Below are 16,764 nucleotides of genomic sequence, written 5' to 3' on the forward strand. Positions count from 1 at the left end.
TCCCTGTGTACAAATAACATTCTGAAGGTCTGACCATCTGCATTCATCAAAATATTAATATCACCCTAACAATATCCTTATATTTTGGTAATCTGTTTTTAAGGTATGCTCACGTACTTTGCTCTGTATGAAAAAACGTCACGTCGAACTCGTAATTATTTCAGATGTACATCTCGGTACCTTTGGATGCCAAGCGAAGGAACTTCTCAATTACCTAAATACCATTCAGCCAAAAACACTTATACTAAATGGGGATATTATAGATATATGGCAGTTTAGAAAACGTTATTTCCCTAAACAACATCTCAAGGTTATAAAAAAGATAATCACTTTAGCGTCAAAAGGTACTGAAGTAATCTATGTTACAGGCAACCATGATGAAATGCTTCGAAAGTTTAGTGATGTCCAAATGGGAGATTTTAAACTTGTAGATAAATTAGTCTTGGAGCTGGATGACAAAAAAGCATGGATTTTTCACGGAGATGTTTTTGATGCTTCTATTCAAAACGCAAAATGGCTTGCTAAACTGGGTGGATGGGGATATGACATACTTATTCTTATGAATCAATCCATAAATTGGTTTTTGGTAAAAATGGGAAAAGAAAAGTTTTCCCTCTCTAAAAAAATAAAAAATAGTGTAAAAAAAGCAATCAAATATATTAATGATTTTGAGCAAGTTGCTGCAGAATTAGCTATTGATAATCAGTACCATTTTGTCATTTGCGGACATATTCATCAACCACAAATGAAAGAATACAGAACTAAAAATGGTTCCTGTATTTATCTGAATTCCGGGGATTGGGTAGAAAATCTCACTGCATTAGAATACGACAATAAAACCTGGAATTTAGTCCATTATCAAAAAGAAAAAATAGAACCGCTTGTCGAAGAAGAAAAAGAGGAAGAGTTTCTACAAGAGAAGGAAAAACTTAAAGCTTCATTTGCTTTGGAGTACAAAATGTTAGAGTCATTTATTTCTTCAAAATAAAGTAAACATAAAACAGGCATTTATTTTCTTTATAAAAAAACAAATACCTGTTGTTGTTTTTAGTACTATAAAAAGAGTACTGAATATACGAAAAAAAATAATTTTATTCTTAATTAGAGATTGACAAACCAGAGACATTTCCATTATTACTATAAAAAGAAGAGTCAAGGTACAAATCTCCTGAAGCACTAATAGATGATGTATAAAAAACAGTTCCATTCTTGGCATAAGTAACTAATCCACTACATGCTACGTATATTTCAAAATTATCTCCTGCTACATAGGTTGTAAAATTCCCTCTATAAGCTCCATTCTCATAAACATAAACCCTGCTATTTGCAACTAAATAAATAGCATAATCTATTGTATTATAGGACGCATTTGTAGCCGGGTCACTATTTAATCCTATCATTCGATATCGATTACTGGGACCTGAAACAAAATTAAGATGTCCTTCTCCTCCTGCCGGGATAGAATGAACCGTAGAATATCCCTGCTGGTTCCATCCAGCACTTACAACTCTATCTAATACACCTCCTGTATATGACATTTGGTTGGACAATGTGATATCCCCTGCAGCAAATACATTCGTAACTAATGCTGTTTTGACACTAAATCCGTTCGTCAATGTGCCTGTTCCTGCATTTGTAGTCACCTGAATATCAAAATCTCCTGTCGTTGCTCCTGAAGTAACATTGGCAGTAATTTGATTAATACTATTGACCGTTACAGAATTTACTGTTTGTCCAACGATCGTTACCGAAGCACTCCCATCAAAGTAATCTCCCTGAATAATAACATCTCTGGTTTCATTAGGTTCGAACTTATTGGAACATCCTCCTGTCGCTGATGATTGAGATACAATAGGAACATTTCCTATATAGGCAAAGGTGATTGTCACATCTGGATCAACACCATTAGAAAATGTATAAGTTCCATCTGCATTTTCGGTCAAAGTTGCCGGAACTGACCGAATTCTATAAGGATCTGCAGTAGTTCCCGAACCGGTAATTACTATATTATCATCTGCGACTACTTTTGTCTCATCTCCTCTATTAATCGGTACCCAAGAACTTCCATCATACTCATACATCATTTTATCATCTTGGTTATACACCAGTGATCCTTCCTTCGGAGTAGTCACAGTAGTCATTTCTACCGAAGAAACACTTGGCAGTACAAATAAAGCATCTGCATCAACCTGAGCAGTAATCTGACTTAGATACAAAACAAGAGAAAAAAGGCATATGGTTCTTTTCATAGTTGATAGTTTTGGGATATGTAAGAAAAGAGGAATTATTCAAATGAGTTACGTATAATACACTTTCAGAAACAATCAAAAAATCAGATCGTTATACAAGTAACTTTATAAAAATAAACCACTATTCTTCTAACGGTATTTTACCGAAAAGAATACTGATTTATAAGATAACCTATTCGATAAATAAAACCAGATGCAATATAACACTTTTCATTATTTAATCGATAAAACACCAAAAAATATAGACGAAAAACACATTTTAACAAAATATCTATGTTTTTTATCTATAATTAACAAAGAGATAACAATTAAAGTAAAGCTCTCCTAAGAATCGTAACCGGGTGCAATGCTTCTTTATTGGTTCCATCTTTAATTTGATGTCTACAACTAGTTCCTACTGCTGCAATAATAGTGTCTTTTTCTGTTTTTCTAATTGCAGGAAATAATACTTGTTCTCCTACCTGCATACTTAGCGTATAATGTTCTTTTTCATACCCAAATGATCCTGCCATTCCACAACATCCGGAAGGAATCACTGTCACTTTATAATTTTTAGGAATATTCAATAAGCTAAAGCTGGATAACACATTGGACAATGCTTTTTGATGACAATGCCCATGTAACTTAATCACTTCTTTTTTGGTAGTGAACTGCGTATTTTTAATGTATCCATTATTTATTTCCGATGAGATAAATTCATCAATAGTCCTCACATTCTTCGCTAGTGTTTCTGCTTTATCTTTATCATCTGCTAATCGTAGATATTCATCCCTAAAACTCAATATCGCTGAAGGTTCAATTCCTATTAAAGGGCTATCTTCTGTTACCAAATCAGAAAATAGTTCAATATTGTGATTTGCTATTTTTTTGGCCTGCTTTAACAATCCTTTTGAGATAAAAGAACGTCCGCTTTCTTTATGATCTACCACTGTTACTTTATACCCCAATTGCGTCAGTAATTCAATTGCATCAATTCCGATTTGTGCATCTAACTGATCTATAAATTCATCCAAAAACAGGAATATATTTCTTTTCTCCTTAGCAGGTTGTAATGAAGACAAATTCTCTTTACACCACTGTTTTACTGTTTTTTTACTGAGTAAAGGAAGTGATCTGGCTGAAGCAACTCCCATTACATTTTTAAGGATTCCAGCAGTAATCTTATTAGAAAAAAAGAAATTCGTTAATCCCGGAAGAATCCTTCCTATGGTATTTAACTGATTGTTATAAGCGAATAATTTCGTTCTTATTGATGTTCCGTGTTCCTGTTGATATTGATATAAAAATTCTGCTTTAAAAGCCGCTATATCCACATTAGAGGGGCACTCACTGGCACAGCCTTTACAGCTCAAACACAGGTCAAATACTTCTTTTAACTCTTCATGATCAAATGCATTTGGTTTCTGACTATTGGTTAAAATTTCTCTTAATGTATTAGCTCTCCCTCTCGTCGTATCTTTTTCTTCCTTAGTAGCTTTATAACTTGGACACATCGTCCCTCCTGCTTCTACTGATTTTCTACAATCTCCACTTCCATTACACTTTTCTGCTGCCCTCAAAATCCCTAATGAATCTGTAAAATCCAATAAAGTTGTTATTTCAGGTTCTTTTCGGTCAACTTCATAACGCAATTTTTCATCCATCGGATAAGCATTGACAATTTTTCCTGGATTAAAAATTGAATGGGGATCAAATGTCTTTTTTATTCTTTGTAAAATTTGAAAATTATCTTCTCCTATCATAAACGGGATATAAGCTGCTCTTACAATTCCATCACCGTGTTCTCCACTCATAGAACCTCCATATTTTTTTACTAAAGCAGCAACATCATCTGTTATTTTTTTAAAAAGAACAACATCCTCCTTTTTTTTCAAATCAAGTATCGGTCGCAGGTGTAATTCTCCTGCTCCTGCATGTGCATAATAAACTGCTTCCTGACCATAGGATTTCATCAATTTGGTAAAATCCAAAATATAATCCGATAGGTCTGATAAGGTTACTGCTGTATCTTCTATACAGGCAACTGCTTTTTTGTCTCCAACAATGTTTCCCAAAAGCCCTAAACCTGCTTTTCTCAACTCCAATGCCTGATCTATTTCTTTGTTATACAAAATAGGGTTTGCATAACTTAATCCAGACATTTCCAGTGTCGTTAGCAGTGCCCTCTTTTGCTCTTCTAATAGATCATCATTATCAGAACGCAATTCTAACATTAAAATAGCTTTAGGGTCGTCTTCTATAAAGAAACGATTTTTTACCTGTTCCTTATTATTCTTTGTACAATCTAAAATTGTCTTATCCATCATCTCACAGGTAAATAACGGATGCTTCATTACAGGAGCTACTGCCTGTAAACAATCTTCTATTGTCCTAAAATGAGCGGCAATCATCAAAGAATTTACAGGGGGTAACTCATCCAGTTGCAATGTAATTTCTGTTGTAAAAGCCAGAGTTCCTTCACTCCCGGATAATAACTTACACATATTAAAAAGAGTATCTTCCTCTTCTTTAAAAACTTCCGAATCGATTATTTCATCTATAGCATATCCGGTACTTCTCCGGTGAATTTCTTTTTTAGGAAAACCTTCTGCTATCTGTGCTTGTACTCTTTGTGGTATTAATTCGTGATATAAATGATCATAGATTTTCCCTTCCAGAGAATCTAAAGTCCGTTTTGCATGAAATGTTTCTTTGGTTATAGATGAAAAGGTTACTTCCTCTGTATTAGATAAAATAGCTTTTATCTCAACTACCTTATCCCTAGTAACTCCATATTGAATAGAAGTGGTTCCACTACTATTATTACCTACCATTCCTCCAATCATACAGCGATTGGAAGTAGAAGTGTTTGGACCAAAAAAAAGACCAAATGGCTTTAGAAACCTATTGAGATCATCCCTGATAACTCCAGGCTGTACGATTACTTGCTTTTTGTCTGTATCAACTGCTATAATCTCTGTAAAGTATCTGGACACATCTACTACAATCCCTTCTCCTACACACTGCCCCGCCAGAGATGTTCCTGCTGTTCGGGGAATCACTCCTACTTTATATGTGGTTGCAAAAGAAATAATCGCTTGTATATCTTCAGTATCTTTGGGATAGACAACTGCGGCAGGAATTCTCCTATATACTGATGCATCTGTAGCATACAAGGTTCTTGTCAGACTATCCGTATGTAGTTCTCCTTTAAGAGATTTTTGAAGTTCTGACCATTTTTGATCTTTATTCATTCGCTGCATTCTTTGTTAGGTAATCCAATGGAATTGGTCTTTTAAAATTTGTATCAAAACAAATAAAACTATCTGTTCCTGCCACACCATCAATTTTGTGAATTTGTTCGTAAAGAATCTTTCTCAAATGCTGATTGTCATATGCAAAAACTAATATAAAAATAGCATAATAACCGGAAACATAATTACACTCTAATACCTGAGGAATTTCCTGCAAGCCTTTGACAACCTCTTCTGCATACCTCGCTTCTCTTAATCGAATCCCTACATATGATTTTGTTTTGAACCCTATTTGCTTTTCATCAACCACAAATTCAGCCTTTTGGATAACCCCCTGTTGCTTTAATTTCCTAATTCGCTGATGAACCAATGAATTGGATATCTTTAGTTCTTCCGCTATTTGAGAAAAAGGTTTTCTCGCATCTTCCCTGATCTGAAGCAATATTTGTTGATCAACGTAATCAAAATGATTCATAAACTCTCTCTTTTTAGATGTTTTTATTTCAAAAACATTATTATTATTTCACCTTAAATTATTTTGACATAAAACAATCGATAAATCAATTAAAGTGATTCAATATTCATGTTTGAATGGTCAAAACTAGTAATTTTGTTCTAAACATAAAAACAATTCTATTATGGCCTCTTCTGTTTTTTTTGAAGAACTTTGGAAACAATACTCTGATAAAACTCCTTCTGCTCAAAAAGTAAAAACACTTTTTGAAAAGCAAGGGAATATGGTATATAATGATCATATAGCTATTAGAACTTTTGATGATCCTCGTGTAAATATAGACGTTTTGGCTAAGCCTTTTTTAGCTATGGGATACGAACCTAAAGGAGAATATCATTTTGAAGCTAAAAAATTATTCGCTAAACATTTCGAGCATACAACTGATCCTAATGCCCCTAAAATTTTTATCAGTCAGCTAAAAACAAATGAATTTTCAGAGCAATTACAGACTACAGTAAAACAATTATTGGACACAGTAACTCCTGATGTATTTACAGAAGACAACCTGATTCTCAAAGGGCGTATCTGGTCTACCCCATCATTTTCTATTTATGAGGAGCTTAAGAAAGAATCAGAATATGCAGCATGGATGTATGTAAATGGTTTTTGCTCTAATCATTTCACAGTAGATGTCAATAAATTAGCCACTTTTGATTCATTAGAAGCGGTAAATACTTTTCTCAAAGAAAATGGTTTCAAAATGAATACCTCAGGTGGAGAGATAAAAGGAAGCGCAGCTCAATTACTGGAACAATCAAGTATTCTAGCAGATATTGTAGAAGTCGCTTTTATAGAAGGTCCCCAAAAAATCACTTCTTGTTATTATGAGTTTGCTTATCGTTATAAAGATTCGAATAACGAATTATTTACTGGTTTTATCGCTAATTCGGCTGATAAAATCTTCGAAAGTACTGATATGAAGCTTCAAACATCTTAAAATTTCTTTTTTAACATAAAAAAACATCTTTTTTTACATTAAAAACAACACTGTAGCGTTATATCTGAAGACACTATTAATTCAGTTTATGGCGCTACGCTTTTTATACTCTTTTTTTGCACTGTTTAGTGCCACGGTTATATACGCTCAAAACATTCCTAATCACAGTCTTGGTATTCGGTTAAGTGGAGGTACTGATCTCTGGACAGAAGTGTCCTACCAAAAATCTACAACACAAAGCAATCGAATTCAGGCAGACATAGGGATTCAGAACAAGAATGCATTTGATACATTCAAACTCAATGGTACATATCATTGGATATTTAATTTACCTAACAATTTTGCCTGGTATGTTGGTCCCGGAGCCGGAATCACTTTTGTCGATCATTCTGTGTTAGATATTGACACGGACGTTTTTCTTTTTTTTAATGGGGATCTTGGAATAGAGTATTACTTTGATTTCCCTATACAATTAGCCGCTAATTTTAAACCTGAAATTTACTTTAAAGAATATGATCATGACAATATCATTTTCAATATCGGACTGAGTGTTCGATATGTTTTCTAATATCTCAATAAACTATTTTCAATCAATTAAAAAATTATGAAAAAAATTCTTTTCGTACTGTCACTATGTGCTTTATTTAATTACTCATCAGCACAGCATATTGCTCAAAATGCAATAGGTATAAGACTTAGTGATAGTTTTCTTGGAGATGAAGGGTTTGGTCCTGAAATTACCTATCAGAAAAAGGTAGTTAGTGAGCAAAATCGCATTGATCTTCATATGAGTTTACGAACAAATTCCTGGGTAAGCACTTTTAGAACAGGAGGGTACTTTCACTGGTCTTATCAACTTGTTGATAAATTAAGCTGGTATGTAGGTCCCGGGGCAGGAATAGGACTTATCGATTTTAAAGACCGTTATTACAATGGTACATACAGAGATGGAGATAATAGTCGTTTTTTCCTGTATATCGGAGGAGATATAGGGTTGGATTATACATTCGACTTTCCTCTTCAAATTTCTGTTGGATTACGTCCTACCTTAGATATTCATGATATCGAAAGCAGATGGGGGTATGATGTAGACAATCATATTTTTAATTTTGGGGTAGCTGCCAGGTATATTTTTTGATAAAAAACAAAAGAAGACCTTGTGTATAAACAAGGTCTCTTTTGACTAATGGTATATTTTTTATACTTCTTCTAAAATACTCTCATACAAAGATATATAGACCGGTACAATTTCATTAATATCGAATTTCAATGCCTGATTAAACGCATTTTCTTTAAATTTTTCCAATACTACATCATCTCTGAGAATACGAATAGCATTTTGCGACATCTCTTCCACATTTCCCACATCGCTCAAGTACCCTGAAAACCCTTGTACATTTACCTCAGGTATTCCTCCTGTATTACTAGAAATCACAGGAACTTTATTAACCATTGCCTCTAAAGCTGCTAATCCAAAACTTTCTCTTTCTGATGGCAATAAGAAGAGATCCGAAAAGCATAAAATCTTATCTATTTCATCACTATTCCCTAAGAAAATTACTTTGTCTTTTATTCCTAATTTTCTACATAGTTGCTCTGCTCCTAATCGCTCTGGACCATCTCCTACCATCAACAGCTTAGCAGGCATTTCTTTCTGTACATTATAGAATATCGATACCACATCATTGATGCGTTTTACTGGTCTAAAGTTACTAATATGAGTAACTATTCGCTCATTTTCTGTAGCCATGAGCTCTCTCTGGCAATCTGTAAAACTGGTTTTCTGAGTAGTAGAATCTATAAAATTAGGAACTACTTTGATTTTCTTGGTAATATCAAACAATCGCAATGTATCTTCTTTCAGGCTCTCAGACACAGAAGTGACTACATCACTATTATTAATACTAAATGTAACTGCCGGTTTATAAAAAGGATGATTTCCAACCAGGGTTATATCTGTTCCATGCAATGTGGTAACCATAGGAATATGAATCCCTTCTTCCTCTAACATTTTTTTGGCCATATATCCTGCATATGCATGCGGAATTGCATAATGAACATGTAATAAATCAATATTATACTTTTTTATAGTTCCTAGCAACTTACTAGATAATGCCAGTTCATAAGGTTGGTAATGAAATAACGGGTATTCCTGAATAGTAACCTCATGAAAATGAATGTTGGGGCTTAATAAATTGAGTCGTACTGGTTGTTTATATGTGATAAAATGAACTTCATGATTGAGTTTTGCCAAAGCAATTCCCAATTCAGTAGCTACTACCCCACTTCCTCCAAAAGTAGGGTAACATACGATAGCTATTTTCATATAGTGATTTTCTTTTGGACACAAGGTACAAGAAAATTAGGATAGCATTTTGTTAAAAAAATTAAAATTTATCAATGATCTATTAAAGAAAAGTGAATTTTCAAAGTAATTTTAATCATATCATCAATTTTCAAAACCATTTAAAATAATACTCTTAGCATCTTTAACAAAGTTTCGTCCTATTGGTAACATTTTATCACTTATCTGTATACAGTTTCCATCTACTACTTTTACTTTATTTAAGGCAATTGTATAGGAACGATGAATACGGATAAATAAGTGTTTCGGTAATAATTTGGTTATTGCAGAAAGGTTGAAATGTGTAATATAATCTTCATAAATCGTCTTTATAGAAACATAATCTTTCAGGCTTTCTACGTATAAGATATCATCAAAGTATATCTTCACCATTTTCTTATTTACTTTTACAAAAATATAGCTTTCTCTTCTTTTAGTTGATTCCTCTGAAGTTAATGTAGATTTTCCTCCCTCGCTCTCTAATTTATCATTAATAATTCTCGTTACCTTATGAACAGCTTTCATCAGTCTCTTAAAAGAAATTGGTTTTACCAAATAATCAACCACGTCCAGCTCAAAACTCTCAACTGCGTACTCTCTATACGCAGTAGTGACAATAATCATTGGAGGATCTTTTAAGTTCCTAATAAATTCAATACCATTAATTTTAGGCATATTAATATCCATAAATACCAAATCAATCGTATTCTGCGCTAGCAGGTTAAACGCTTCGACAGCATTATTACATGTAAATAACACTTCAAAATTATCAAAGCTTTCCAAATGCTTCTTAATAACATTAATGGCAAGCGGTTCATCGTCTATAATTAAACACTTGACTTTCATTCGAGGGGGATTTTTAAAGTTATAGCATAGTTAGATTCATCCTCATTTACTACAAATTCATAATTTTCATCAAACAACAATCCTAATCTACGTCTCATGTTTTTTAACCCTAATCCTTGGGATTTATTGTCTTTTACTTCTTCTTTATTACATTTTTTTTTGTTTTTAGTTTTAAAAATTAACCAAGAATCGTCAATTTCTAGCCCAAAATATAGCCAAACTTTTTCTAATTCGTAATAAGTACCGTGTTTAAATGCATTTTCGATAAATTGCAATAAAAGCAAGGGAGGAATCTTATAGCTCTCCATTTGATTAGACATAGCGAACTCCACCTCTACCCGTTCTCCAAATCTCAAACGTTCTAAATCGATATAATTACGTATATATTTCACTTCTTCAATTAATGGAACTTTCTTTTTATTACCCTGATAAATTACATAGCTCATAAATTCCGACAGTTTTATAACTGTATCAGGAGCTTCATCTGATTTTTCCAGAATTAGAGAATACAAATTATTCAACGTATTAAAGAAGAAATGAGGTTTTAATTGCGATTTCAACATCGACAATTCATTTTCCAAATTGTGATTCTCTATTTCCTTGGTTCGCTTAAGGTTTCTAACATAATCAATGGTCATTTTAATAGCAGTAGTAAAGCCTATTACATATATCTGCCCAATATATGCAGAAAGAACATAGTTTTTATCAAAGATAGAAACCCCCTGTCTACCTGATTCTTTCCATATATGAGTAGTAACTAATTCATAGGTCAGTACGATCCGCAATAGCGTCATAATCAATATCGCTGTCAGCAATACAAAAACGTATTGCCAATACCTATTGGGTATCAACCTTGGTAGCAAATAATACAAGTTAAAATACACTAAAATAATGTGAACTGCAAATTCGACCAAGTTAGAATTAAACGAATACAGATAATCGTCAAAATAGCTACCCCACCTTAATGTATTTAAACTGAAATAGATAAACCAAAACAGGCTATGATATAAAAATTCTTTTCTACTCTTATTTATTACCACGTATATATTTATAAATGAACTTATTGTACAATAAAAGATTACATAATTTGATGCCAAAACTTACAACTATTTAAACTTGACTTTACATTTTTTTAGCTAAAACGCAAAAAACTATATACCAACAACGTAAAAACCAGACTCCTACATTTTTTCGGCATTATTTACTAAAAAGCTACAACTTCATACCATTTAGCTAATTAGTTTCTGAAAACTAGATCTTCTTAATAATTTAGTAACATTGACGTTATATCTAATAATTAACTATTTAACACGAATTCAATTTTTTAATTTAAACAATGTAATTATGAAAAAACTATTGCACATAATTAAAAGGGGGCTTTATCTAAAGTCATCTTTTAGAATGCTACTGTTTTTACTTTACACGTCAGTATTGACTTTCCCCTTATCAGCGCAAGTAAATACTGGTGGTAATGCAAACACTTCCAATCATCAAAAACAGATCATCGGATATATTACGAATTGGGATGCTTGGAAAAACACTAAAGCCGGAGTGCCCGGAGCTGGAGCGTTAACACACTTGAATATTGACTATTCAAAATACACCATTCTCAACTATTCCTTCTTTGGAGTAGCTAGTGATGGTTCACTACACAGTGGAGACCACAGAAATAAAGCAATACATCAGGATGGGGTTTCTCAAGAACCTAATGATATCTTTTTTACTGATATATACAGTAGCTGGGATATGCATATTCTTTTTGGAGAAATCGATCCGATACAACACATAAATGAAGATGCTAAAAGACGTGCAGAAGCTCAAGGGTTCCAAGTAACTCTTGAAGGCAATAGCTGGACACATCCTACATGGGGATTAAGTGGTAAATTGCCATTACCACTGCACAAAGAAACAGGAGCTCCTGGTCTTATTGAACTAGCACACCAAAAAGGTGTAAAAGTAATGGCATCTATCGGTGGATGGAGTATGTGTAAACACTTTCCTGAAATGGCTGCTGATCCTGTAAAAAAGGCAAAATTCATTGAAGACTGTAAGAAACTAATCGCTACAGGTTTTGATGGAATAGACCTTGACTGGGAATACCCAGGTCCTTTTCCTGGAATGAATTTTACCGGTACAGAAGCAGATTACAAAAATTTCGAAAACTTAGTAAAAGATATCAGAGCTGCTATTGGTCCTGATAAATTGATTACTGCTGCTATGTCTGCAGATCCGAGAAAACTAGAAGGTTTTGACTGGACTGCTTTGGCTAATAACATGGATTATTTTAATATGATGACCTACGACTTTAACGGAGGATGGTCTACAATTGCAGGACACAATGCTCCTGTATATCCATATAGTGGCGCTGAAGTTTCTTTTTTTAACTGGCAATCTACCTTACAAAAATTAACGGAACTAGGTGTACCAAAAGCTCAAATCTGTTTTGGAGCACCATTTTACGGTAGAGGGGTTATCACAGAAGGGACAGCCGATCTAAATGTAAAAACTGTAAAAAGATCTGAAACAGTTCAACCTGACGGTCCTATTTCTACAGCTGCTGATTATACCAACTGGCCTAAAGAAGTATATGACGGAACTCCTAATTACTTTTTTATCAAACAAAAAGCGCTAAACCCTAATAGTGGATGGACTAGAAAATGGGATAATGAAGCCAAAGTTCCTTATTTAGTAAATGGAAAATATTTCTTAAGCTATGACGATGAAGAATCTATCGGAATTAAAGCTCAATTTATTAATGACGAAGGTCTGGGTGGTACAATTATATGGACTGTATATGGAGATTTAGAGTTTGGAGGTAGTGTAACTTCATTCGGAACTAAACTAAAAAGATGGTCTGATGTAAAATCTCCGTTAGTAAATAAAATCAATGAAGTATTTGCTAATGGAAGTAATCCTAATGATAACACTCCTCCTACTGTTTCTATTACCTCTCCTGCCAATGGAAGTAGTTTTACTGCAGGAACAACTATTACACTTCAGGCTGATGCTTCCGATAGAGACGGAACAGTATCCAAAGTAGAATTCTATAATGGTACTACTAAATTAGGAGAAGACACAACAAGTCCTTATACGTTTGTCTGGAATGCTCCTGCTGTTGGAGATTACACCCTTACTGCAAAGGCAACTGATAATAAAAATGCCACCACTACCTCTACGGCTGTAACAGTAAAAATCGTAAAAGATAGCGGATGTTCTAACAATAGTAATTTCAAAATAGTAGGATACATGCCAAGTTGGTCTGGCAGTGTTCAGGCAATCCAGTATGACAAGGTAACTCATCTTAATTATTCTTTCCTATTACCTAATAGTGACGGAAGCCTACAAGCGATAGAAAATCCACAAAAACTACAAGAAATGGTACGATTGGCTCATGCCAAAAATGTAAAAGTGTGTATTGCTATCGGTGGATGGAATGGTGGTAATGATTCTGCATTTACAAATCTTGCCGCGAATGTTACTACAAGAACTGCATTTATCAATAATGTAATGGACTTTGTTGCTCAATACAATCTTGATGGTGTTGATATGGATTGGGAATATCCAAGAGAAGGAAACGAACCTCAGCACTTTGCATTACTAATGAACGAACTAGGACAAAAATTACGTGCACAAGGAAAATTACTAACTGCAGCTGTAGTTTCATTAGGGTATAATGCTGATGGAATATTGACAGAAGTATTTAATGATGTTGATTTTTTAAATCTCATGGCATATGACGCTAGTGGTAATGACCACTCTCCATATAGCTATGCAGTTAGCTCACTGGATTACTGGCTGGGAAGAGGACTTCCTAAATCTAAAGCCGTTTTAGGAGTTCCTTTTTACGGAAGAAACCCGTACAAAGCGTATAACACTCTATTAGCCGAAGGTGCTAATCCGGATGCAGATGTATTTAACAACATCTACTATAACGGAAGAGTAACCATGAAAAAGAAAACGCAATTAGCGATGGAAAGAGCTTCAGGAATCATGATTTGGGAGTTATCAATGGATGCTACCGGAAACAATTCCTTATTAAATGTAATAAAGACTACCTCTGGAGACCCTTGTAATCCAGATTTGATAGCTCCAGTAGTAAATATAACTGCTCCAGCGAACAATACCTCTGTAAAAGTAGGAACCGAAGTAACCTTAGCAGCTACTGCAACTGACAGTGATGGTACTATTACCAATGTTTCTTTTATGGTTAACAACACCAGCATTAGCACAACAAATACAGGTAGCACATATACTGGAAAGTGGACTCCTGCACAAGAAGGAACTTATACATTCAAGGTATCAGCAACTGATAATGATAACCAAACATCCGAAGCTCAGGTTACTATTAAAGTAACTACAGGAAATACTGGAGACAATTGTAGCAACTACCCTATCTGGGACGAGAACAAAGTTTATAACGGAGGGGATGATGTGAGATACCAAAACAATCATTACCAGGCAAAATGGTGGACAAGAAACCAGAACCCTGCTTCGAACACAGGAGAAGGTAAACCGTGGAAAAAAATTGGTCCTTGTGATGGGACAATTGATCCTACAAACGAACCTCCTGTAGCCAACATAACATCTCCAGCAAATAATGCTACTTTCGACAAAGGAGCGACCATCGAAATTACTGCTACTGCTACTGATAGTGACGGAACTGTAACCAAAGTAGCATTCTTTAATGGAACTACTAAACTGGGTGAAGATACAACAAGCCCTTACACATTTACGATCACAAATGCTGCAGAAGGTACTTATAACCTAACAGCAACTGCTACAGACGATAAAGGGGCTACTGGTACCTCTGCTGTTGTTAGCATTCTTGTAAAATCTACAACCACCGGAGGTGACTGTGGAGGAATCCAACAATATGTCTCGGGAACACAGTACAGCCAAGGAGAAGAAGTACATAATGATGGAGGAAAATATCAGTGTAAGATTGCAGGATGGTGTTCTTCTAATGCTGCTTGGGCATATGCACCAGGAACAGGAAATCACTGGCAGGATGCATGGACCAAAACCGGAGAGTGTTCTACCGGAGGAGGAGAATTAACCGTTTCAATAACTTCTCCACTAAACGGATCTAACTATAATGCTGGTGCTGCTATTAATATCACAGCAGATGCTGCTGATACCAATGGAACTGTTACTAAAGTAGAGTTTTATAATGGAACAAATAAATTAGGAGAAGATACAACAAGTCCTTATACATATACGATTACAAGTGCGAATCTGGACAGCTATTCATTAACTGCTAAAGCAACAGATAATGAAAACAATACTGCAACTTCAGAAGCCGTTGTTATTAGAAAAGTAAGAGACGGAGGAAATACTCAGCTACCTGGTAAAATCCTGGTAGGATACTGGCATAACTTTAACAATAGTTCTACTACTCCTAGATTAAGTGAAGTATCCAGAGACTGGGATGTTGTATGTGTAGCTTTTGCAGAACCTGTTGCAGGAAGTTCAGCAAACATGGCATTCTCTCCATATGAAATCTACGGAGGAGATACACAGGCATTTATCAATGATGTTGCAACCTTACAAAACAGAGGTCAAAAAGTATTGATCTCTATTGGAGGAGCAAACGCAAGAGTAGAATTGCACAATCAAACAGAGACCTCTGAGTTTATCACTTCTATGACCAATATAATCAATACCTATGGTTTTGATGGTCTTGATATTGATCTGGAAGGAAGCTCATTGTCTCTAGATAACGGAGATACGGATTTCAGAAATCCGACCACTCCAAAAATCAAGAACCTTATTGCTGCAACAAAGCAAGTACGAAACAATGTTGGGGCTACTAACTTTATATTAAGTATGGCTCCGGAGACTGCTTATGTTCAAGGCGCATACGGAACTTATACCGGTGTATTTGGAGCCTACTTACCTGTGATTCATAGCCTGAGAAACGAAATGGATTATATCCATGTTCAACATTACAACACAGGATCTATGTATGGAAAAGACGGAGTTGTGTATCAACCTGCTACTGCAGATTTCCATGTTGCTATGGCAGAAATGCTTATAACAGGATTCCCTGTAGCACAAACCGGATTAACATTCCCTGGTCTTAGAGCAGATCAAGTAGCGATAGGGCTTCCTGCTACTACGCAAGCTGCCGGAAGTGGGTACACTCCAGAAGCAGTAGTACAACAGGCACTTAATTACCTGATTAATGGAGTTTCTTATCCTAATAGAAAGTACACAACCAGTGCAACATATCCTGACTTTAGAGGATTAATGACTTGGTCTATCAATTGGGATTTAGTTAATAATCAATCTTTCTCTAGTAGTCACAGAGCTTTCTTAGATAGTCTTGGAACCCCCGCTCCTGCGTTAACCAGTAACAAGTTAATTAGCGAAGCAAATATCTTCCCTAACCCGGTTAAAGGAAATACCTTAAACATTACTATGGATGCGACTAAAGCAAATACAGTATTCCGATTAGAAGTGTTCAACACAAGTGGAGTTCGTGTATTAGACTTTAAGAACAATACCCTTTTACAGGGAAGAAATATAAAAAGTTTTGATATCCACAACTTAGAAGAAGGATTATACTTTTATACCATTTCTGCTCCTAAGGAAAAAATTAAAGGAAAAATTATCAAGCGATAATAATTTTAATTGTTAGG

Annotated in this window: 11 protein-coding genes; 5 read left to right on the top strand and 6 right to left on the bottom strand. The window is 34.7% G+C overall.

Annotated elements, in window-relative coordinates; genetic code table 11:
* The first annotated feature begins 127 nt into the window (after positions 1 to 127).
* On the top strand, positions 128 to 988 hold the full coding sequence (locus ACFSTE_RS19190; protein ID WP_378255167.1) for a UDP-2,3-diacylglucosamine diphosphatase: 861 nt from the start codon (positions 128 to 130) through the stop codon (positions 986 to 988).
* A 109-nt stretch (positions 989 to 1,097) separates the two neighbouring features.
* Here ACFSTE_RS19190 and ACFSTE_RS19195 read toward each other — a convergent pair whose 3' ends face one another.
* The 3 genes from ACFSTE_RS19195 to ACFSTE_RS19205 all read right to left on the bottom strand — a co-directional run bounded on the left by ACFSTE_RS19195 (position 1,098) and on the right by ACFSTE_RS19205 (position 5,957).
* A complete protein-coding gene (locus tag ACFSTE_RS19195) occupies positions 1,098 to 2,249 on the bottom strand; it encodes a hypothetical protein (RefSeq protein ID WP_378255169.1) in 1,152 nt (383 codons plus the stop codon).
* 308 nt (positions 2,250 to 2,557) lie between these two features.
* Complete coding sequence (locus ACFSTE_RS19200; RefSeq protein WP_378255171.1) at positions 2,558 to 5,482, bottom strand: FAD-binding and (Fe-S)-binding domain-containing protein; 2,925 nt, start codon at positions 5,480 to 5,482, stop codon at positions 2,558 to 2,560.
* Positions 5,475 to 5,957, bottom strand: a complete 483-nt coding sequence (locus ACFSTE_RS19205) for an Lrp/AsnC family transcriptional regulator (RefSeq protein WP_176030052.1) — start codon at positions 5,955 to 5,957, stop codon at positions 5,475 to 5,477. The genes ACFSTE_RS19200 and ACFSTE_RS19205 overlap by 8 nt, the downstream gene beginning before the upstream one ends.
* A 163-nt stretch (positions 5,958 to 6,120) precedes the next feature.
* On the opposite strand from ACFSTE_RS19205, the gene ACFSTE_RS19210 reads away from it, so the two are divergent.
* From ACFSTE_RS19210 to ACFSTE_RS19220, 3 genes are all read left to right on the top strand, one after another.
* Positions 6,121 to 6,933 carry a DUF1338 domain-containing protein gene (locus tag ACFSTE_RS19210; protein WP_176030051.1) on the top strand — a complete coding sequence of 271 codons (813 nt, stop codon included), beginning with the start codon at positions 6,121 to 6,123 and terminating at the stop codon, positions 6,931 to 6,933.
* A gap of 88 nt (positions 6,934 to 7,021) precedes the next feature.
* Positions 7,022 to 7,501, top strand: a complete 480-nt coding sequence (locus ACFSTE_RS19215) for a hypothetical protein (RefSeq protein WP_176030050.1) — start codon at positions 7,022 to 7,024, stop codon at positions 7,499 to 7,501.
* 36 nt (positions 7,502 to 7,537) lie between these two features.
* Positions 7,538 to 8,071, top strand: coding sequence for a hypothetical protein (locus ACFSTE_RS19220; RefSeq protein WP_176030049.1), 534 nt, complete (start codon positions 7,538 to 7,540; stop codon positions 8,069 to 8,071).
* Positions 8,072 to 8,131: 60 nt separating this feature from the next.
* Here the strand turns inward: ACFSTE_RS19220 and bshA are convergent, their stop codons facing one another.
* The 3 genes from bshA to ACFSTE_RS19235 form a co-directional block, all read right to left on the bottom strand.
* Positions 8,132 to 9,259 (bottom strand): N-acetyl-alpha-D-glucosaminyl L-malate synthase BshA, encoded by a 1,128-nt coding sequence (gene bshA, locus ACFSTE_RS19225; protein WP_378255172.1) that lies wholly within the window; start codon positions 9,257 to 9,259, stop codon positions 8,132 to 8,134.
* Between the two features lie 123 nt (positions 9,260 to 9,382).
* Positions 9,383 to 10,123, bottom strand: coding sequence for a LytR/AlgR family response regulator transcription factor (locus ACFSTE_RS19230; protein ID WP_176030047.1), 741 nt, complete (start codon positions 10,121 to 10,123; stop codon positions 9,383 to 9,385).
* Positions 10,120 to 10,917 (bottom strand): sensor histidine kinase, encoded by a 798-nt coding sequence (locus ACFSTE_RS19235; protein ID WP_176030046.1) that lies wholly within the window; start codon positions 10,915 to 10,917, stop codon positions 10,120 to 10,122. Before ACFSTE_RS19235 ends, ACFSTE_RS19230 begins: the two co-directional genes overlap by 4 nt.
* A 550-nt stretch (positions 10,918 to 11,467) precedes the next feature.
* Between ACFSTE_RS19235 and ACFSTE_RS19240 the strand changes: the two genes are divergently transcribed.
* Positions 11,468 to 16,747, top strand: a complete 5,280-nt coding sequence (locus ACFSTE_RS19240; RefSeq protein ID WP_378298343.1) for a glycosyl hydrolase family 18 protein — start codon at positions 11,468 to 11,470, stop codon at positions 16,745 to 16,747.
* Positions 16,748 to 16,764 lie beyond the last annotated feature (17 nt).

Origin of the sequence: Aquimarina hainanensis (genome assembly GCF_042684685.1) — a bacterium.
Lineage (GTDB): Bacteria > Bacteroidota > Bacteroidia > Flavobacteriales > Flavobacteriaceae > Aquimarina > Aquimarina hainanensis.